The following is an 18,348-nucleotide window of genomic DNA, read 5'->3' on the forward strand; positions in this document are numbered from 1 at the left end:
GCCGGCGCGCATTGTGTGACAATCGTGCGAGGCGTCAGGCGATCACTCAGGGTTGCTCGCCGACAGGCGGCACGCCTGTGGCAATTTCCTCGGAGGAGTCGTAGCATTCACCCGATTTCAGCAGGGGGAGCGCGTCATGGTCTTGGGGATGAGTTTAGCTACTTTCACGATGGTTCACGTCGTCATCAGCCTGATCGCTATCGCGTCGGGCTTTGTGGTCCTGTCCGGGTTGCTCGGCTCCAACCGGATGGCGGGCATGACCGCGCTGTTCCTGCTCACGACGATCCTGACCAACGCGACGGGTTTTCTGTTTCCATTTGAGAAGCTGCTGCCGTCGCACGTCATCGCCTTGCTCTCACTGGTGCTGCTGGCGATTGCCTGTATCGCGCTTTACGGCATGAAGCTGTCCGGTGCGTGGCGCTGGATCTATGCGGTGACCGCGCTGCTGTCGCTTTACTTCAACGTCTTCGTGCTGGTGATCCAGAGCTTCCTCAAGATTCCGGCATTGACGGCGCTGGCGCCGGGTAATCCCCCGGCGGGACCGGTATTCGCCGTGGTCCAGGGCGTCGTGCTGGTGTTCTTCATCGTCGTGATCATCGGTGCGATCAGGCGCTTCCGGCCGCTTGTAACTTACGCTTGATCGTTCGACTTCGTCATTCCGGGTATACCGCTTTCGCCGTCCCGGAATGACGGATTGAAAATAGTTCGCCCAAAAGGAGTCTCCCATGCCCACAATCCAGACCAAAGACGGCGTCGCGATTTACTACAAGGATTGGGGCAAGGGTCAGCCCATTGTGTTCAGCCATGGCTGGCCGTTGTCATCGGATGACTGGGACGCGCAGATGCTCTTCTTCCTCAATCACGGCTATCGCGTCGTCGCCCATGACCGCCGCGGCCATGGCCGCTCCAGCCAGACCGGTGACGGTCACGACATGGATCATTACGCCGATGATCTTGCTGCGGTCACGGCGCATCTCGATCTGAAGAACGCCATTCATGTCGGCCATTCCACCGGCGGCGGCGAGGTGGTGCATTATCTCGCGCGGCACGGCGAAAGCCGGGTGGCGAAGGCCGCCATTCTTTGCGCGGTGCCACCGCTGATGGTGAAGACGCCGGCCAACCCCAACGGCCTTCCCAAGGAAGTGTTTGACGGATTTCAGACCGCGCTGGCCGCCAACCGTTCGCAATTCTATCGCGACGTCGCCTCGGGTCCGTTCTATGGCTACAACCGGCCGGGCGCCAAGGCATCAGAGCCCGTGATCCAGAACTGGTGGCGTCAGGGCATGATGGGCGGCGCAAAAGCGCATTACGACGGCATCGTTGCGTTCTCGCAGACTGATTTCACCGAAGACCTCAAAAAAATCAGCGTGCCCGTGCTGGTGATGCACAGCGAGGACGATCAGATCGTTCCCTATGTCGCGGCGGGGCCGTTATCCGCAAAGCTTTTGAAGAACGGCACGCTGAAAACCTATAAGGGTTTTCCGCACGGCATGCCGACCACGGAAGCGGCCACAATCAACGCCGACCTGCTGGCCTTCATCAAGGCGTAATGCATCGATTCGTTCGCTGGATGCGGGCGATCAATCGAAGATCGCCCGTATCGCGGCGAATGTCCGCTTCACCAGGGCTTCCGGCTTTTCACGCGCGCCTTCGGCGGTCCAAACTTCGCCGCCGATCCGCATCGCGCCGGTTGCGATCATCGCGACCAGCCGGGCCCCGAGCTTTTCGGTCTTGTGACCCGCGCGCTTGCCGAGCGCCTCCGCCAGAGCGCGTTCAAGTTTCTCGTATTTGACCTGATCGCGTGCCTGCAAGGCGGGGTTGTCGCATTTAAGCTGCGCCATCGCGATCGCTTCGCCGGGCTCGAGTTGCCGGACCATCGCGGAAATCGCGTTCTCCGCGGCTGATAGCATGGATTCGCTGGCGGGCCGGGCGGCGACCGCGGCGATTAACGCCGCCGTGCTCTCCTCCTGCCAGGCAAACACCACGTCTTCCTTCGACTCAAAATAGTGGAAGAAACTGCGGCGAGATATATCGGCGGCCGCCGCGATGTCATCGAGCGTGGTCGCTTCGAAGCCGCGCTCGAGAAACAGCGCCATCGCCGCCCGGGTCAGCCGCTCGCGGGTCTGCTGCCGCTTGCGCGCCCGTAGCCCCGGGGCGCTCGCGGCCAGTTTTTCCTTTGATATCAGCGGCTTGGGTTTTTTACGCACTTTCGCAATTGACCCCAAATCTTCACCTCTTGCAAATTTGCACTAAGTGCACAGTTAGAGCTGGCGGCCGGTGTCCGCAACGAATCGAGCAGGGAGATATAAGCATGGCCGACTGGAGCACTGCAGACATTCCGCCCCTCAACGGCAAAACCGCCGTCATCACCGGCGCCACCGGTGGCCTCGGCTACGAAACCGCGCTGGCGTTGGCCGGTGCCGGCGCCAATGTGGTGCTGACGGGCCGCAATGAAACCAAGGGCCGCCACGCGCTGCAGGCCATCCGCAGTCAATTTCCGAATGCCGAGATCGCCTACGACACAATCGATCTGGCGAGCCTGGCGTCGGTGGCGGAGTTTGCCAGCCGCTACGCCGCCGCCCACACCTCGCTCGATCTGCTGGTCAACAATGCGGGCGTGATGGCATTGCCGCAGCGGCAGGTGACGTCAGACGGTTTCGAGATGCAGCTCGGCACCAATTATCTCGGCCATTATGCGCTCACCGCGCATTTGCTTCCGTTGCTTCGTCAGGGCCGTCAGCCCCGTGTGGTCAATCTCTCCAGCCTCGCGCATCGCAGCGGCGCGATCAATTTCGGCGATCTGCAAAGCGCGAAATCCTACAGCTCATGGAAGGCGTATTGCCAGTCGAAGCTGGCGATGCTGATGTTCGCACTTGAGCTGCAGCGTCGCAGCGATGCCGGCGGCTGGGGCTTGATGAGCAATGCCGCGCATCCCGGTTATGCGCGAACCGAACTGATCGCCAACGGCCCGGGCGCCAGCGGCCTGTTATGGCAGCTCAGCAAGTCGCTGCAGCCGCTGATGAGCCAGTCGGCCGCCGAAGGCGCGCTGCCGACGCTGTTTGCCGCGACTTCGCCGGACGCAAAACCCGCAGGCTATTATGGCCCGAACTGGTTCTACGAGTTGAAGGGGCCACCGGTGCCGGCGAAGATCATGCCGCAGGCGAAAGACGCAGCTTCAGCAGCGCGGCTGTGGGATGTCTCCGCCGCGCTGACCGGTGTATCGTTCGCTCCGGTCGCAGCCGCCGCCTGAATGACTAGAACCTCCGGGACGGAGGTTCTGGTTCTTTTTTGACGCGTTTTCTTCACACGAGCCGGTACCCACTTCGCTCGAAAACGCTATGGATGGGAAATCGCATGAAAGTCATTCTGTTCGGCGCAACAGGAATGGTCGGGCAGGGTGTGCTGCGCGAATGCCTGCTCGATCCCGGCGTCGAAAGCGTGCTCGCGGTCGGGCGCAGCGCGACCGGGCAGGCCAATCCCAAGCTGCGCGAAATCGTGCACGCCGATTTTTTGGATTTTTCCGGGATCGAATCCCAGCTCGCCGGCTTCGACGCCTGCTTCTTCTGTCTCGGCGTCTCGTCGCTCGGCATGGATGAAGAGCGCTACCAGCATCTGACCTACGACATCACGATGGCGGCGGCGGCGACGCTCGCCAGACTCAATTCCGGCATGGTGTTCGTCTATGTCACCGGGCGCGGCACTGACTCCACGGAAAAAGGCTCGCTGATGTGGGCGCGGGTCAAAGGCAAGACCGAAAACGATCTGCTCAAGCTGCCGTTCAAGGCGGCCTATATGTTTCGCCCGGCGGGAATCCAGCCGCTGCATGGCGTCAAGTCCAAGACCGGCTGGGTTCAGGCGATTTATGTCGGCACGGCGCCATTGCTATCGCTGCTCAATCGCGTCGCTCCGGCTTACATGACGACATCAGAGCAGGTCGGCCGCGCCATGATTGGGGTCGCGCGGGACGGCTATCCGAAGCCGATCCTGGAGAGCGAGGATATCAACGCGGTCTGAGCTGTCATTCCGGGGCACGCGAAGCGTGAGCCTCGGATGTGCTATCGCATATCGGGTAATCCTGAGGTTATTGGCGCGAGATTCCTGGGTTCAGCCCTGCGGGCGGTCGCGGAATGACAGCAAACCCATCAAATAGCCGCAAATTTCCAAGCTTTTGGCATAGGGCGGTTTGCTCTATATACTTTGTGCATAGCAAAATAAGCAGGTTTTGGCATGGATCGCATTCGTATCGTCGGCGGCAGCAAACTCAACGGCACCATTCCGATCTCGGGCGCGAAGAATGCGGCGCTGCCCTTGATGATCGCGGGCCTGCTGTCCGAAGAGACGCTGATCCTCGACAATGTGCCGCGGTTGGCCGACGTGGCCCAATTGCAGCGTATTCTCGGCAATCACGGCGTCGATATCATGTCGGCGGGCAAACGCCCCGGCGCTCAGGAATATCAGGGCCAGACGCTGCACATTTCGGCGGCTGATATCATTGATACCACCGCGCCCTACGAATTGGTGTCGCGGATGCGCGCCAGTTTCTGGGTGATCGCGCCGCTGTTGGCGCGGATGCACGAGGCCAAGGTCTCGCTGCCTGGTGGCTGCGCGATCGGCACCCGGCCGGTCGATCTCCTGATCATGGCGCTGGAGAAACTCGGCGCCGAGATCGCGATCGACGGCGGCTATGTGATTGCGAAGGCGCCGGGCGGCCTCAAGGGTGCGGCGATCGATTTTCCCAAGGTGACGGTCAGCGGCACCCATGTCGCGTTGATGGCGGCGACGCTGGCCAAGGGCACCACCGTCATCACCAATGCCGCCTGCGAGCCGGAAATTCTCGATGTCGCCGATTGCCTCAACAAGATGGGTGCACGCGTTACCGGCGCCGGTACGCCCCGTATCGTCATTGAAGGCGTCACCAAGCTGCACGGCACGCGGCACACGGTGTTGCCGGACCGGATCGAAACCGGGACCTATGCGATGGCGGTCGCGATGACCGGTGGCGATGTGCTGCTGGCCGGCGCACGGCCGGAATTGCTGCAATCGGCGCTCGACGTGCTGACGCAGGCCGGCGCCGTCATCACCGCCAGCAATGAAGGCATTCGGGTTGCCCGCAACGGCGCCGGAATCCAGCCGGTGACGGTTTCGACCGCGCCGTTCCCGGGTTTCCCGACCGATCTGCAGGCCCAGTTGATGGCGCTGATGGCGTGCGCCAAAGGCTCTTCGCACATCACCGAGACGATTTTCGAAAATCGTTTCATGCATGTGCAGGAGCTGGCGCGGTTCGGTGCGCGGATTCATCTCAACGGCGAAACCGCGACCATCGACGGCATCGCGAAGCTGCGCGGCGCGCCTGTGATGGCGACCGACCTGCGCGCGTCGGTGTCGCTGGTGATCGCGGGCCTCGTCGCCGAAGGCGAGACCATGGTCAACCGCGTCTACCATCTCGACCGCGGTTTCGAGCGGCTTGAGGAAAAATTGTCAGGGTGCGGCGCATCCATCGAGCGCATCAGCGACTGAGACACGTCAATTGAAATTACAGGTCATGCGGTGACAGCCCAGCTCAAATTGATCGCGCTCGATCCCGATGACCTCGCGGTGATTTCTGCGCATGTGCAGGACGCGCGCGTCCAGACCTCTGACATCATCTGGCGGCAAAGCGAGAAGCGGCTGGTGGTCGGCATGAACCGGCTGGATTGGGAGCAAACCCTGACAGGGGAGACCGAGCCCCGCCGCCTGATTGCGGCATTGCGCTTCGACCGCGTGCTGGCGTGTAAATCGCGCAATATCGATCTAGAGGCGCCGGAAGTCGCGCTGGAACTGCTCGGAATCGAATTTCACCCCGGCGAGGCGCCCGGCGGCAGCGCGGTGCTGATGTTCAGCCAAGGCGGCGCGCTCCGGCTGGATGTCGAGTGCCTGGAATGCGAACTGGCCGATCTCGGCGTGGATGAGCTCGGTACCAGCGATCTCGGCGCGGGCGCGGAACCCTCGGGACTGGACGCCTAGAACTGGCCGTCATTCCGGGGCGATATCGAGCGCCAGTTCGTAGGGTGGGCAAAGGCGCTCTTGCGCCGTGCCCACCATCCCTTGAGGATGCAAATTAGATCGGTGGGCACGCTGCGCTTTGCCCACCCTACGGACCTGAATTAGACAATACGCAAGGGTTGACGGCGATTTGCCGCCGCGCCATTGAGCAATGGGTACTCCCGCCCGGAAAGCCACCATGCCCCTTCGCCTCGATCAAAGCAGCGCCGATTTCACCACGAGATTTGCGAGTTTTCTCGCAATGAAACGCGAGGTCGCGGCCGATATCGAGGCCGCGACCCGGGCCATCGTCAACGATGTCGCCGCGCGAGGCGACGCGGCGCTGCTCGAGGCGACGCACAAGTTCGATCGGCTTAAGCTTGACGCCGGCGGTCTGCGCATCACGCCGGCCGAAATCGATGCCGCGGTGAAGGCCTGTGACGGAAAAACGCTTGAAGCGCTTGAATTCGCCCGTGACCGGATCGAGGTTTTTCACCGCCAGCAATTGCCGAAAGACCAGCGCTTCACCGATGCACTTGGCGTCGAACTCGGCTGGCGCTGGAGCGCGATCGAAGCGGTCGGACTTTATGTGCCCGGCGGCACCGCCGCCTATCCGTCCTCGGTGCTGATGAACGCCGTGCCCGCAAAAGTCGCCGGTGTCGGGCGTGTGGCGATGGTGGTGCCGTCGCCCGACGGCAAGCTCAATCCGCTGGTGCTGGCGGCCGCCCATCTCGGCGGCGTGTCCGAGATCTATCGCGTCGGCGGCGCGCAGGCCGTGGCGGCGCTGGCCTGGGGCACGGCGACCATTGCGCCGGTGGCGAAGATCGTTGGCCCGGGCAATGCCTATGTCGCCGCCGCCAAGCGGCTGGTGTTCGGCAAGGTCGGCATCGACATGATCGCGGGCCCCTCGGAAGTGCTTGTGATCGCCGACGCGACCGGCAATGCCGGCTGGATCGCGGCCGATCTGCTGGCGCAGGCCGAGCACGACGTCAACGCGCAGTCGATCCTGATCACCGACGATATTGCACTCGCCGCCGATGTTGAGCGCGCAGTCGAGGCGCAACTGGCGACCTTGCCGCGTGCGGAAATCGCGCGGGCCTCGTGGAATGAGTTCGGCGCCGTTATCCTGGTCAAGAATCTCAGTGAGTCCGTGGCGCTGGCGAATGCGATCGCTGCCGAGCATCTGGAAATCATGACCGCGGACCCCGAAGCGCTCTCCGTGCAGATCCGCAATGCGGGCGCGATCTTCCTCGGTCCGCATACGCCCGAAGCGATCGGCGATTATGTCGGCGGCTCCAACCATGTGCTGCCGACGGCGCGTTCGGCGCGGTTCTCGTCCGGGCTCGGCGTGCTCGACTTCATGAAGCGAACCTCGATCCTGAAATGCGGACCGGACCAGTTGCGGGTGCTGGGACCGGCGGCGATGACGCTGGGCAAGGCCGAAGGCCTCGATGCGCATGCGCGGTCGATCGGGCTGCGCCTCAATCTGTCATGACCAACCCGCCCGCCGACGACGATTCGCAAAACCGCATCGTCGCGGTGACGCTCGATGAGGAATCGATCGGGCGTTCCGGTCCCGACATCGAGCATGAGCGCGCGATTGCGATCTACGATCTTGTCGAGCAAAATCTGTTCGCGCCCGAGGGCGCCGAAGGCGGCCCGTTCACGCTGCATATCGGCATCACCGGCAACCGGCTGATGTTCGACATCCGCCGTGAAGACGGCGCGCCTGTCGTGGCGCATCTGTTGTCGCTGACGCCGTTCCGGCGAATCGTGAAAGACTATTTCATGATCTGCGACAGCTATTATCAGGCGATCCGCACCGCTACGCCGGACAAGATCGAGGCTATCGACATGGGCCGCCGCGGCATTCACGACGAAGGCTCACGCACCCTGCAGGAGCGGTTGAAGGGCAAGGTGCGGGTCGATTTCGAAACCTCCCGCCGGCTGTTCACGCTGATCTGCGTGCTGCACTGGAAAGGCTAGCGCGTGGGCTCGCCGCCGCGCGTGCGCACGCCGCAGGCCGTGCTGTTCGCATGCGGTTTCAACAGCGTGCGTTCGCCGATGGCCGAGAGCCTGTTGCAGCAGATGTTTCCCCATGCGCTCTATGTCAAATCCGCAGGCGTCAAGAAGGGCGAACTCGATCCGTTCGCGGTCGCTGTGATGGCCGAGCTCGGCCAGGATATTTCCAGCCACAGGCCGATGACCTTCGAGGAACTCGACGACTGGGAAGGGCTCAATTTCGACCTCATCATCACGCTGTCGCCGGAGGCGCATCACAAGGCGCTGGAGCTGACGCACACGATCGCGGCCGACGTGGAATATTGGCCCACCCACGATCCGACCGGGGCCGACGGCAATCGCGAGCAGAAGCTGCAGGCCTATCGCGAGGTCTGCGACAGCCTGCTGCTGCGCATCCGCAAGCGGTTTTCGAAGGTCGGCGCGGCTAGCGGCTAGGGAGTTGCTTCGTTCCACGCGATGGCGTGATTCGGGACTTTGGCCATGACAGTTTTCTTTCAATCGCCACTGCCGGGGGCCACGGGTTCCGGCTTTTCGCGGGGGCTAGCCGGTTGTCTCAGCGAACCCCTTCCGATAGGTTCCGCGCGCATCCCGCCCGAATCCTCCCGCCGATAAAATCCGCATGCTAGGCCGCCCCAAATTCGTTCTTGCTTCCGGTTCACCGCGACGGCTCAGCCTGCTCAACCAGGCCGGCATCGAGCCCGATGCATTGCGCCCGGCCGATGTCGACGAGACCCCGAAGCGGGGCGAGTTGCCGCGGGCCTGTGCCAATCGGCTGGCCCGCGCCAAGGCCGACGCCGCGCTCAAATCGGTGCAGCTCGACGACGAATTGCGCGGCGCCTTCATTCTGGCCGCCGACACCGTGGTCGCGGTCGGCCGCCGTATTTTGCCGAAGGCGAATCTGGTCGACGAGGCCTCGCAATGCCTGCGGTTACTGTCGGGGCGCAACCACCGCGTCTACACCGCGGTCTGTCTGGTGACGCCGAAGGAAGCCTTCCGCCAGCGCCTGATCGAGACCCGCGTGCGCTTCAAGCGGTTGAGCGAGGACGACATCCAGGCCTATATCGGCTCCGGCGAATGGCGCGGCAAAGCCGGCGGCTATGCCGTGCAGGGCATCGCCGGATCTTTCGTGGTCAAGATGGTCGGCTCCTACACCAATATTGTCGGGTTGCCGCTGTACGAATCGATCACGCTGCTCGGCGGCGAAGGTTTCCCGATTCGCTTCGGCTGGCTGAATGCCAGCTAAACCACCAGACGACGCCGTTCCCGGCAAATCGGGCGCCAAAGCGCCGGGTACAAAATCTTGCCCGATCTGCGGCAAACCGGCCGTCGAGGCCTCAAAGCCCTTCTGTTCGGAACGCTGCCGGGATGTCGATTTGAACCGCTGGCTGTCGAATTCCTACGCCATTCCGGGCCGAGATAACGAAGACGAAGACGCCGAGTAGGGATATTCGAGCGTTTTCATGGTTTTAGCACGAAGCTGGACACGGCTGCCCGGCCTGACTATAAACCGGCGCTCGTTGGGCCTCGGCTCGCGAAGTGCCCAGGTAGCTCAGTTGGTAGAGCATGCGACTGAAAATCGCAGTGTCGGTGGTTCGATCCCGCCCCTGGGCACCATGCAGCTTTTAAGCCTTTGTTTTGAAAGCAAATAAGCAAAATCAAGGAGTTGACGCTACCCGCCTGGTACAAAAGGTTGGTATAATGTCCCTTGCAATGTCACGTCCCTGGAAGCATCCCCGCACTGGTGTTTACTACCTCCGAAAAGTGGTGCCGGATGACTTGCGTCAACTGGTCGGCAAGCGCGAAGAAAAGCGAAGCCTCGAGACCGCGACCCCGCAAAAGCCAAACATCGACATGCCGAAGCTCTCGCCGATGTTGAGGTCAGGTGAGGTGGGCTAACCGGCGTCGCTTCGCCATACGTCAGGTCGGTCAACAGAAAGCGAGATGCCGGTTAAGTCATTTCCGTTTCGGACCCGACAGCATCGAGCGAACAATAAAGATTCTTGGTCGCTAACTGTCCACTAGTTCGAGAGATTCTCTTTCAGTGTTCGTCCCGTATATTCGGTCCGGTAACGTCCGCGCCGTTGCAATTCGGGAACCAGGAAATCGACCACATTGAGCAGATCGCGCGGCGTAGCTGGCGGATGAGCGATCATGAAGCCACCTTTCTCACCGGTCGCGACAAAAATTTCCTCGAGATAGTCGGCAACCTTATCGGGCGTTCCGTACACGACCTGATCGTGCGAAGACGTATGATGCATCATCTGGTCGTAGAATTCGCTGCGAGACATTTCTTTTTTCGGATCGAGCGCACGCGTGATATTCAGGAAGCCGACAGGCGACGCGTTGGACGCCGTAATCTCCGCATTGATCTCCTCGATGGTAAAGCGCTCCGGAAGCCGGGAGAGGTCGTATCCGATCTGGTGCGATAGAAAAGCGCCGATGCCGTCGGCCGGGACGGCTGTCATCAGGAGGCGCTCGTAGCGGCGCTTCGCTTCCTGCGCAGATTCTTCCACAATCAGCACGACGTCCCAGAACATCCCGACACTCTCGGGATCGCGGCCTTCCGCCACCAGGGCCTTGTCGAGTTCCTGGCGATGCTTGACCTGCTTTTCAAGCCCAGGGCTCAAGGCAAAGACATAGTCGGCGACCCGTGCAGAACCCTTGATGCCACGCGGCGATGCCCCGGCTTGCACCAGCACCGGCCGGCCTTGCGGTGACGGGACGCAGGACAGGGGGCCTTCGACTTTGAAAAACTTGCCGGCGTGATGGATTGCCTTGACCTTGGAAGGGTCGGCCACAAATCCGGTTTCGCGGTCCCATTTGAAGGCATCTGGCGCGACGCTGGCCCATAGAGCTTTGCAAACGTCTACAAACTCCTCCATTCGTTCGTATCGCTCGGCATGGTCCATCAATTCGTCAAACCCGTAATTCATGGCGTCCGCTCGACGGGTCGACGTGATGACGTTGAACGCGATGCGGCCATTAGTGACATGATCGAGCGAATTAAGCAGTCGCGCCACATAGAACGGATGCATAAACGTCGACGAGTACGTCAACCCGAAACCGATATGACGTGTGTTGCGCGACATCGCTGCGATGAACGGACTCATGTCCTGCCGGGGCCAGCCAATGCCCCATTGGACCGCAGCATCGATCGAGCCGGCCCACGTGTTCGGGATGCCGCTACCGTCGCCAAAGAAAATGAAGTCGAGCAGCCCGCGTTCGGCGATCCCGGCTATTTCCTCGTACATGCGAATGTCAGGAAATTGCGTGTGGCTCCACGAGCCGGGCGTGCGCCAACGGCCGTCCAGGTGAGTCCAGGACAGGTCATATCCGAGATGAATGTGTTTCTTCATAGGATCACCCAATTTGGTTTTCGTTATTGTTTTTTTAGTCTTCGGCAGACTCTTCGGTATTCTTGGCAAGGATCATGCCGGTTGATTTTTATCCGCTTATGAACCCGGGCGAGGGTAGTTTTCGCGAGAGCGGTCGATCTGCTTCTTGAGGCGCAACGGCGTGATCGGCAGCCGTGTGATGACGCCATCCCATTGCAAGGCATCCTCCACTGCATTTGCGATCGCAGCGCCTGCGCCGTTTATGCCGCCTTCGCCTGCGCCTCTCATGCCAAGCGGGTTCACCGGCGAGGGAACGTCCTGGGAGATGATGATTTGAACGTCCGGCACTTCGTGCAGTGTCGGCAAAAGGTAATCCGCAAAGGTGGTCGATAGCGGGTCGCCCATTTCGGAATAGGTGAATTCTTCCAACAGCGCGCCGCCGATCCCTTGTGCGCATCCGCCGGCGATCTGGCCCTCGACCAGCATCGGATTGACGGCACGACCGGCTTCGTGCGCCACGATATATTTTTCGATTCTAACGGCACCCGTTTCGCGATCGACGTTCACCATCGCGATGTGCACGCCGTAGGAAAACGCCATTCGGTCGGTCTTGTGCCAGCCCTCCGCGATCAAGCCCGGGTCGCGGTCGCCGAGCAGCGGCGATCCCGGCGCGACACGTCGGGCAATCTCAGCAAGCGATATGGACGCGCCCGCGCCCTTACGCGCGAAGACTTGCCCATCCTTGACGTCGAGATCGGCCGCCGGCGCCTGCAGCAGGTCGGATGCGAATGAAAGGATCTTCTCGCGCAGCTTGAGGCCCGTCTCGTGCACGGCGCTGCCGGTCAATACAGTCGCGCGCGAGGCGTGCGCGCCGATCCCGTAGGGAATGCGGTCCGTCTGGCCATGAACAACACGCACTTTTTTGTAGTCCACGCCGATGGCCTGTCCGCAGATTTGGGCCATCACCGTTTCGAATCCTTGCCCGACCGAGGCGCCGCCGGTGATGAGCTCCACGCAGCCATCGGTGTCGATGCTGGCTCTTGCGCCGTCGGCCGGACCGCGGCCACTTTCGTCGTAGAAGACACTGATGCCGAGGCCGACCGATTCGCCATTGGTGCGCCTGCGCGCAACTTCTTCGCGCAGATTTTCGTAGGCGGCCGCCTTTAGGGTCTTCTGGAACAGCTCCGGGTAGTTGCCGGAATCGAGGATGGTTGTTTCGGCTCCGGGCTGATCGAATTTTCGCACGTGCGGCATGTCCTCGGGTTGGAGGAGATTGCGTCGGCGAATTTCGGTTCGCGAAATGCCGAGCTTGCGGGCCGCGACATCGAGCAAACGCTCCCTGACGAACGAAGCTTCATAGGCGCCGGGTGCACGGTAGGTCGCCGCCGGTGTCTTGTTGGTGAGCCTAAAATGCGCAACGCCGCGATAGCTCGGAACGCGGTAGGGCCCAGGAAGGGATCCCATCGTCATATACGCAACGTTCACGCCGTGGGTGCGGATGTAAGCGCCCTGATCGTGAAAAAATACGTCATCCAGACCGAGGATATGGCCGTCGGCATCCAGAGCCAAGCGGGCACGATGGTGTTGCTGGCGTGAATGGTTGGTTGCCATCAAATGCTCGCGCCGATCTTCGATCCATTTGATCGGGCGGCGCAGCCGCATCGCTGCTACCAGGACCAGCACATCCTCGGGATAAAGTTCGCCCCTTACCCCAAAGCCGCCTCCGACGTGCAATTCGTGCAAATGCAGCGAGCCCGGATTGCGCCCAAGCATGCGCGCGAGGGTAACGCGATTGCGATGCGGAATCTTGGCGGCACCGTACAGCCGCAGCATGTCCTGGCCGACATCGTAGACGCCGATCGCGCCGCGGGTTTCCATCGGAATGGCGGAGTGGCGACCGATATCAAGCTCAAGCTCGACGACCGTGTGCGCGTCGGCAAAGGCGCGGTCCACATTCCCGTAACTCTGCTTGAGCACGGTTGCTTCGGTCGAGCTCTTTTCGTCAAAAGCCCCAGGCGGGCGCGTCGCATCGATCAGGACCGGAAGCGTATCGATTTCGATCTGCACCAATTCCGCGGCGTCTTCCGCCGTATATGCGCTCGAAGCGAAAACGGCGGCGACAGGTTCACCGACATATCGCACGCGCTTCCCGGCCAGGACGGGTTGTCGGTAGACCGCCAGTGCTTCGGGCGCAGGATCCCGATAATCCACCGGCGCTACATCACGAACGTCGTCGCCGGTCCAGATCGCGAAAACGCCGGGCGCGGCCATTGCTTCCGTGATATCGATTTTCGTGATCTCGCCATTGGCGACGGGCGAGCGAACGATGCGCATGTGCAGTTGATGCGGCAGCGAAAAATCGCCGGCGAAGCGGCCGGCGCCGGTGATCAGCGCGAAATCCTCGAGGCGCTCGACGGCGCGCCCGATCAAGCCATCAGAATGTGTGTTTGTCTGATCCACTGATGCTGTCTCGCGCCTGTATGCGAACCGGACAAGGTTTAACCGTTTCGTCCCGCTGTCTTCCGAACGGAGCGATCACAATAACGATGCTTGAGCCTTCGGCTGACCGATATCTCGTCAAGATGCCTCGAAGTTGGGCAGTGTTGGTGCGCCATTCGAACGTGACATTGGCAAAACATCACCATCAAAAAATTTAGTCAAGCGACTTGATTCCGCATCACCGCTTCAGCACACTCCCCGCAGGCATTGGAGCTTCACGAGATGATGATTGTGTCGGACGAGAGATCCGCGCCGTTCGCAGTGGTTTGCGACGGAGCGTGGCGATCGGGGACAGCGTGAAACCAGCCGCGTTCCAGTATCATGCGCCGCAGTCCGTCGAGGAGGCCGTCCAGTTGCTCGGCATGTTCGCGTCGGACGATGGTCGCATTATTGCCGGCGGCCAAAGTCTGATACCGACGATGGCGCTTCGCATGGCGCGGCCGTCGCATCTCATCGACATCAATGGCGTAGGCGAGCTTGAGAAGCTATCGGTGTCCGATAGCGTCCTGTCGATCGGGGCCTGCATACGGCATGCCGCCTTTCATCGCCCTGTCGTGGGAAATCCTCTGGGCGGACTCCTGTCCTTTGTCGTCAAGCATATCGCCCACTATCCGATCCGAATGCGAGGCACATTTTGCGGAAGTCTCGCGCATGCCGATCCGTCGTCCGAATGGGCGCTGACCGCCGTGACGTTGGGTGCGACCATGATCGCCGAAAGCCTTCGGGGCAGGCGTGAACTCCACGCAGACGAATTTTTTGTGTCGATCATGGCCACCAACCTCGCCGAGGATGAACTCTTGGTCGAGACCCGATTTTCTTTGCTGACACCGGGTACCAGGTTTGGCTTTTACGAATTCAGCCGCCGGGCAGGCGACTATGCGGTCGCAATGGCGCTCGTCACCTTCGAACTCGTCGGCGGATTGATCGCGGATGTCCGGGTCGGTGTCGGCGGCGCGGAAGACCGGCCACGCCGTCTGCCGGAGGCTGAAAAGGTGCTGACAGGTCATCCACCCTCGGCGCGGCTTTTCGAAGATGCCGCCGCGGCCGCCGCCGCCGCTGTCGACCCGATGGAGGATCAGCAGGCCGATGCCGCTTATCGGCGCGATCTTGTGGCCGTTGTTACCCGGCGCGCTTTGGAGCGGGCCGCCGCTTGACCCAAAAAATTGACATCACGCTGATGATCAACGGTGAACGCCATGCGCTCTCTATAGAGCCTCGGCTGACGCTGGTTGACGCGATTCGCGATGAGTGCGGTAAAACCGGTACGCATGTGGGATGCGAGCATGGTGTTTGCGGGGCGTGCACCGTCCTTGTCGATGACGTGCCGATGCGCTCCTGCCTGATGTTTGCCGTTCAGGCGGACGGAAAGCATATCCGCACGGTCGAAGGTCTTGCCAGAAACGGCGAACTGCATCCCCTCCAACGCGCATTCACCGAGCATCATGGCCTGCAATGCGGGTTTTGCACGCCAGGATTTTTGATGTTGGCGGCAGGCGCGCTGGAACAAGATCCGGATATCAGTGACGAAGACCTGGTTGACGTCCTGTCCTCAAACCTTTGCCGGTGTACCGGTTATCAAAATATCATCAAGGCCGTCCTGGCGGCCGCCCATCAGATGAAGGGCGCATAAGTTCCGATCCTGCGGAGCGTCGTGCACTGGAACAGATCGGAGGTTTCGAACGCCCCAGGGGCTGGAGGCTTGCCGCGTTTCTTGGCAATCAGTGGCGTCAAAATGGGCTCGACAGCCGGCATGGCTCACAGCATCTTAGTCAAGTGACTAAACCAGCTCACTTGTGGGTCTTTCCCGATGTCGAGTGCGAAGTCTCCGTCCCGAAGCCTCCAGGCCTGCGGAAATAAAGGGTATCAGCACATCATAGGCCTCCCCGAGATCGGACGATTTTCCTTTCCCGCTCGACAGCCTTTCGATGCGGCCGCCGCCTGCAAAAGCGCAGGACATCGCCGAGACCATGAACAGATAGCCCCATTCGACATCGCGCCGGCTGGCGGCGTGAAGCGTTCGCGCAATCTCTTCGATAAAGACATTTGCGGCCGGGTCGTAGAGATCGCCCGCCAGCTTTATGTATTTATCCGAACTCGCGACGCGGCCATTGAGGCGAATGTAATTGCGCCAGCCGCGGTTGCCTGCCGTTGCGAACTCGAGCAGGGGCAGAACGAAAGCCTCGACGATCTGTGCGATCGGAATGGCTGGCGAGGAATGACGGCGGTCCTTGAGCAATTGCAGGCGTCTATGGCTCAATTCCTCGATGCGGCGCTCCAGGACTGCGCGAAAAAGCTTCTCTTTGGCGCCGAAATAGTAGTGCACCAGTGCCAGATTGACCTTCGCGCGATTGGCGATGTCGCGCGTCGTCACGGCGTCGAATTCCTTGTCCGCGAACAGAGCCTCCGCCGCGTTCAGAAGGCTGACCTCCGCGCCGTTCGGCGAAGCTTTTTCGGCGGGCTGCGGCTCGGTCGCCGTATTCGTTCGGTTGCGTTTCATCGGTTCCTTGCCAAAACGACGAATTGTTTCACAAGCACAGGTCGATCTTTAACTCAAGCGGCTGTTGTCATGTAGCCATGTAAGCACGCCAAGTGCCAACAACGTTCAAGCCTTCGCATCATTCTGCACAGAAACCCGGCAGCCCAAGTAATCCCATGCCAAGTAACCCCATGGCCCAGATCATAACGCCCAAAGACACATTCGCTCTCCCCGGCATGAGTGCAGGCGTTGTGGTCAATGGGCCGTTCATTTTCATATCGGGGCAGGTCGCCCTGGACTCTCAAGGCGCCATTGTCGGGGAAGCTGACTTTCCGGCGCAGGTTGCGCAGGTGATGAAGAATTTCGAGGCCGTTCTGCGCGAAGGCGGCGCGACGTTCAGGGATGTCGTGAAGATAGGCGTCTTCCTGTCGGATCGACAATATCTGCCGATCTGGCGTGAGCTCCGCGGAAGCTATTTTTCCGAACCGTTTCCTGCGTCGACGCTCGTCATTGCCCAGTTGATCTCGCCGTCGTTGCTGATCGAGGTCGAAGCCATTGCGTCCGTCCGGGGCTAGCGCCATGAACGATAGTGATATCGGCTACCTGCCTGCCCATCAACTTGCGTCCCTGATCCACGACAAGTCCGTTTCGCCCGTTGAAATCGTCGAGGCCATTTTACGCCGCGTGGCGGCGGTCGAGCCTCAGGTCAACGCACTCGCCACGCTCGCCGCCGATCAGGCACTGCAGCAGGCACGCGATGCCGAGCAGACAATCCAACGCGGGGAAGCGCTTGGACCGTTGCATGGCATTCCGGTCACCATCAAGGATCTGGCGGCGACTCGCGGCATTGCCACGCAACGCGGATCGCACCTTTTCGCCGGTGCCGTCCCGACCGAAGACGCGCCTTTTGTGGAGAGGCTCAAGGCGGCCGGCGCGATCGTGATCGGCAAGACGACGACGTCGGAACTTGGCTGGTCGGGTTTGAGCCGAAGCCCCTTGACGGGCTACACGCATAATCCCTGGAAACATGGATATCAGGCGGGCGCTTCGTCATGCGGGGCCGGCGCCGCTGCCGCAGCCGGTTATGGGCCTCTTCATCAGGGCACGGATGCGGCCGGCTCGATCCGGATTCCAAGCCACTTTTGCGGCGTCTTCGGGCTCAAACCGACGTTTGGCCGGGTGCCGCTCGTGCCGGTCGGCAATCTCGATTACACGTCGCATGCCGGGCCAATGACGCGCGATGTGCGCGATGCGGCGCGGATGCTGTCGGTGATGGCCGGACCGCATTCAGAAGATCATACGAGTCTCGCTGGACCGGTTCCGGATTTTGAGACGGATTTGGCGGGTGGTGTCGGCGGGATGCGGATTGCCTTTAGCGCCGATCTCGGCCACGCGCGCGTTGATCCGGAAATACTTGAAGTCACAAAGCGCGCGGTCTCGGTGTTCGAGTCACTTGGTGCGATCGTCGAAGACGTCACGCCCGATTGGGGTCCGGAAGGTCCGGAACTGATCCGCTTCTTTTGGCCGGCCTTGATGAGCCTCTTTGCGCGGCATCTGCCGGAATGGGAAAACCAGATGGACCAGGGGCTGGTCGCCTGCATCAAGGACGGCATGGCGATGCGTGCGCAAGACTACCAAGTCGCGCGCGAACGCAAGCTGGCTTATTGCAGCCGGATCGGGAAATGGTTTGAAGGCTGGGATTTATTGCTGACGCCCGCCGCATCGGTCGCAGCCTTTCCGGTCGAACGCGTGCAGCCGGAAGACTGGCCACAGCATCCCTGGGATTGGATGCAATGGGCGGAATTTTCCTATCCATTCAATTTCGCGGGCAATCCCGCGGCATCCGTGCCGTGCGGTTTCACGCAAGCGGGGTTGCCGGTGGGATTACAGATCGTCGGGCGCCGCTTTCAGGAAAGTGCCGTCTTGCGCGCCGCCTTCAGCTTCGAGCAGCTACGGCCGTGGGCCCAGATGCGTCCAGGTCTAAGGTCCGCGGCC

At 61.2% G+C, this 18,348-nt stretch carries 20 protein-coding genes and 1 tRNA gene; 17 read left to right on the forward strand and 4 right to left on the reverse strand.

Annotated elements, in window-relative coordinates; genetic code table 11:
- Positions 1-136 precede the first annotated feature (136 nt).
- Both HB676_RS21595 and HB676_RS21600 read left to right on the forward strand, forming a co-directional pair.
- Positions 137-640, forward strand: a complete 504-nt coding sequence (locus HB676_RS21595; RefSeq protein WP_213740199.1) for a hypothetical protein — start codon at positions 137-139, stop codon at positions 638-640.
- Positions 641-725: 85 nt separating this feature from the next.
- On the forward strand, positions 726-1,550 hold the full coding sequence (locus HB676_RS21600) for an alpha/beta hydrolase (RefSeq protein ID WP_213740201.1): 825 nt from the start codon (positions 726-728) through the stop codon (positions 1,548-1,550).
- A gap of 30 nt (positions 1,551-1,580) precedes the next feature.
- On the opposite strand, the gene HB676_RS21605 is transcribed toward HB676_RS21600, so the two are convergent.
- On the reverse strand, positions 1,581-2,207 hold the full coding sequence (locus HB676_RS21605; protein ID WP_346347398.1) for a TetR family transcriptional regulator: 627 nt from the start codon (positions 2,205-2,207) through the stop codon (positions 1,581-1,583).
- Positions 2,208-2,311: 104 nt separating this feature from the next.
- Here HB676_RS21605 and HB676_RS21610 point away from each other — a divergent pair, with 104 nt between their 5' ends.
- From HB676_RS21610 to HB676_RS21660, 11 genes are all read left to right on the forward strand, one after another.
- On the forward strand, positions 2,312-3,250 hold the full coding sequence (locus HB676_RS21610) for an SDR family oxidoreductase (protein WP_213740203.1): 939 nt from the start codon (positions 2,312-2,314) through the stop codon (positions 3,248-3,250).
- 104 nt (positions 3,251-3,354) lie between these two features.
- Positions 3,355-4,014, forward strand: coding sequence for an NAD(P)H-binding protein (locus tag HB676_RS21615; protein WP_213740205.1), 660 nt, complete (start codon positions 3,355-3,357; stop codon positions 4,012-4,014).
- 213 nt (positions 4,015-4,227) lie between these two features.
- Positions 4,228-5,517 carry a UDP-N-acetylglucosamine 1-carboxyvinyltransferase gene (gene murA, locus HB676_RS21620; RefSeq protein WP_213740207.1) on the forward strand — a complete coding sequence of 430 codons (1,290 nt, stop codon included), beginning with the start codon at positions 4,228-4,230 and terminating at the stop codon, positions 5,515-5,517.
- Between the two features lie 30 nt (positions 5,518-5,547).
- Positions 5,548-6,003, forward strand: a complete 456-nt coding sequence (locus HB676_RS21625) for a DUF2948 family protein (protein WP_213740208.1) — start codon at positions 5,548-5,550, stop codon at positions 6,001-6,003.
- A gap of 217 nt (positions 6,004-6,220) precedes the next feature.
- Positions 6,221-7,516: a histidinol dehydrogenase gene (gene hisD, locus HB676_RS21630; protein WP_213740209.1), complete on the forward strand. Its 1,296-nt coding sequence runs from the start codon at positions 6,221-6,223 to the stop codon at positions 7,514-7,516.
- Entirely contained in the window at positions 7,513-8,007 is a 495-nt protein-coding gene (locus HB676_RS21635) for a UPF0262 family protein (RefSeq protein ID WP_213740210.1), read from the forward strand. Before hisD ends, HB676_RS21635 begins: the two co-directional genes overlap by 4 nt.
- Before the next feature lie 3 nt (positions 8,008-8,010).
- The gene (locus HB676_RS21640; RefSeq protein WP_213740211.1) at positions 8,011-8,478 is read left to right on the forward strand and encodes a low molecular weight phosphatase family protein; all 468 of its coding nucleotides are present in this window, start codon (positions 8,011-8,013) and stop codon (positions 8,476-8,478) included.
- Positions 8,479-8,662: 184 nt separating this feature from the next.
- Entirely contained in the window at positions 8,663-9,286 is a 624-nt protein-coding gene (locus HB676_RS21645) for a Maf-like protein (RefSeq protein ID WP_213740212.1), read from the forward strand.
- A complete protein-coding gene (gene yacG / locus HB676_RS21650) occupies positions 9,276-9,485 on the forward strand; it encodes a DNA gyrase inhibitor YacG (RefSeq protein WP_213740213.1) in 210 nt (69 codons plus the stop codon). The genes HB676_RS21645 and yacG overlap by 11 nt, the downstream gene beginning before the upstream one ends.
- Before the next feature lie 96 nt (positions 9,486-9,581).
- Positions 9,582-9,657, forward strand: a tRNA-Phe gene (locus tag HB676_RS21655).
- 84 nt (positions 9,658-9,741) lie between these two features.
- Positions 9,742-9,939: a DUF6538 domain-containing protein gene (locus tag HB676_RS21660; RefSeq protein ID WP_213740214.1), complete on the forward strand. Its 198-nt coding sequence runs from the start codon at positions 9,742-9,744 to the stop codon at positions 9,937-9,939.
- 122 nt (positions 9,940-10,061) lie between these two features.
- On the opposite strand, the gene HB676_RS21665 is transcribed toward HB676_RS21660, so the two are convergent.
- Both HB676_RS21665 and HB676_RS21670 read right to left on the reverse strand, forming a co-directional pair.
- A complete protein-coding gene (locus tag HB676_RS21665; protein WP_213740215.1) occupies positions 10,062-11,399 on the reverse strand; it encodes an NtaA/DmoA family FMN-dependent monooxygenase in 1,338 nt (445 codons plus the stop codon).
- Between the two features lie 96 nt (positions 11,400-11,495).
- Positions 11,496-13,712 carry a xanthine dehydrogenase family protein molybdopterin-binding subunit gene (locus tag HB676_RS21670; protein ID WP_249780387.1) on the reverse strand — a complete coding sequence of 739 codons (2,217 nt, stop codon included), beginning with the start codon at positions 13,710-13,712 and terminating at the stop codon, positions 11,496-11,498.
- 461 nt (positions 13,713-14,173) lie between these two features.
- Between HB676_RS21670 and HB676_RS21675 the strand changes: the two genes are divergently transcribed.
- Together HB676_RS21675 and HB676_RS21680 are read left to right on the forward strand one after the other, a co-directional pair.
- A complete protein-coding gene (locus HB676_RS21675; protein ID WP_213740216.1) occupies positions 14,174-15,031 on the forward strand; it encodes an FAD binding domain-containing protein in 858 nt (285 codons plus the stop codon).
- On the forward strand, positions 15,028-15,507 hold the full coding sequence (locus HB676_RS21680) for a (2Fe-2S)-binding protein (protein ID WP_249780378.1): 480 nt from the start codon (positions 15,028-15,030) through the stop codon (positions 15,505-15,507). The genes HB676_RS21675 and HB676_RS21680 overlap by 4 nt, the downstream gene beginning before the upstream one ends.
- A gap of 147 nt (positions 15,508-15,654) precedes the next feature.
- Here the strand turns inward: HB676_RS21680 and HB676_RS21685 are convergent, their stop codons facing one another.
- On the reverse strand, positions 15,655-16,374 hold the full coding sequence (locus HB676_RS21685; RefSeq protein ID WP_213740218.1) for a TetR/AcrR family transcriptional regulator: 720 nt from the start codon (positions 16,372-16,374) through the stop codon (positions 15,655-15,657).
- A gap of 170 nt (positions 16,375-16,544) precedes the next feature.
- Between HB676_RS21685 and HB676_RS21690 the strand changes: the two genes are divergently transcribed.
- Positions 16,545-16,928, forward strand: coding sequence for a RidA family protein (locus HB676_RS21690; RefSeq protein ID WP_213740219.1), 384 nt, complete (start codon positions 16,545-16,547; stop codon positions 16,926-16,928).
- Positions 16,929-16,932: 4 nt separating this feature from the next.
- Positions 16,933-18,348: amidase family protein (locus tag HB676_RS21695; RefSeq protein ID WP_213740220.1), on the forward strand; the 1,416-nt coding region annotated here is incomplete at its 3' end.

The organism is Bradyrhizobium sp. dw_411, from assembly GCF_018449695.1.
In the GTDB taxonomy this organism is placed as follows: domain Bacteria; phylum Pseudomonadota; class Alphaproteobacteria; order Rhizobiales; family Xanthobacteraceae; genus Bradyrhizobium.

Excerpts from the sequence above, each read along its gene's own strand:
- HB676_RS21595 (WP_213740199.1), top strand. The coding sequence starts at position 137 with ATGGTCTTGGGGATGAGTTTAGCTACTTTCACGATGGTTCACGTCGTC.
- HB676_RS21600 (WP_213740201.1), top strand. The coding sequence starts at position 726 with ATGCCCACAATCCAGACCAAAGACGGCGTCGCGATTTACTACAAGGAT.
- HB676_RS21610 (WP_213740203.1), top strand. The coding sequence starts at position 2,312 with ATGGCCGACTGGAGCACTGCAGACATTCCGCCCCTCAACGGCAAAACC.
- HB676_RS21615 (WP_213740205.1), top strand. The coding sequence starts at position 3,355 with ATGAAAGTCATTCTGTTCGGCGCAACAGGAATGGTCGGGCAGGGTGTG.
- murA (WP_213740207.1), top strand. The coding sequence starts at position 4,228 with ATGGATCGCATTCGTATCGTCGGCGGCAGCAAACTCAACGGCACCATT.
- hisD (WP_213740209.1), top strand. The coding sequence starts at position 6,221 with ATGCCCCTTCGCCTCGATCAAAGCAGCGCCGATTTCACCACGAGATTT.
- HB676_RS21635 (WP_213740210.1), top strand. The coding sequence starts at position 7,513 with ATGACCAACCCGCCCGCCGACGACGATTCGCAAAACCGCATCGTCGCG.
- HB676_RS21645 (WP_213740212.1), top strand. The coding sequence starts at position 8,663 with ATGCTAGGCCGCCCCAAATTCGTTCTTGCTTCCGGTTCACCGCGACGG.
- yacG (WP_213740213.1), top strand. The coding sequence starts at position 9,276 with ATGCCAGCTAAACCACCAGACGACGCCGTTCCCGGCAAATCGGGCGCC.
- HB676_RS21660 (WP_213740214.1), top strand. The coding sequence starts at position 9,742 with ATGTCCCTTGCAATGTCACGTCCCTGGAAGCATCCCCGCACTGGTGTT.
- HB676_RS21665 (WP_213740215.1), bottom strand. The coding sequence starts at position 11,399 with ATGAAGAAACACATTCATCTCGGATATGACCTGTCCTGGACTCACCTG.
- HB676_RS21670 (WP_249780387.1), bottom strand. The coding sequence starts at position 13,712 with ATGCGCATCGTTCGCTCGCCCGTCGCCAATGGCGAGATCACGAAAATC.
- HB676_RS21685 (WP_213740218.1), bottom strand. The coding sequence starts at position 16,374 with ATGAAACGCAACCGAACGAATACGGCGACCGAGCCGCAGCCCGCCGAA.
- HB676_RS21690 (WP_213740219.1), top strand. The coding sequence starts at position 16,545 with ATGGCCCAGATCATAACGCCCAAAGACACATTCGCTCTCCCCGGCATG.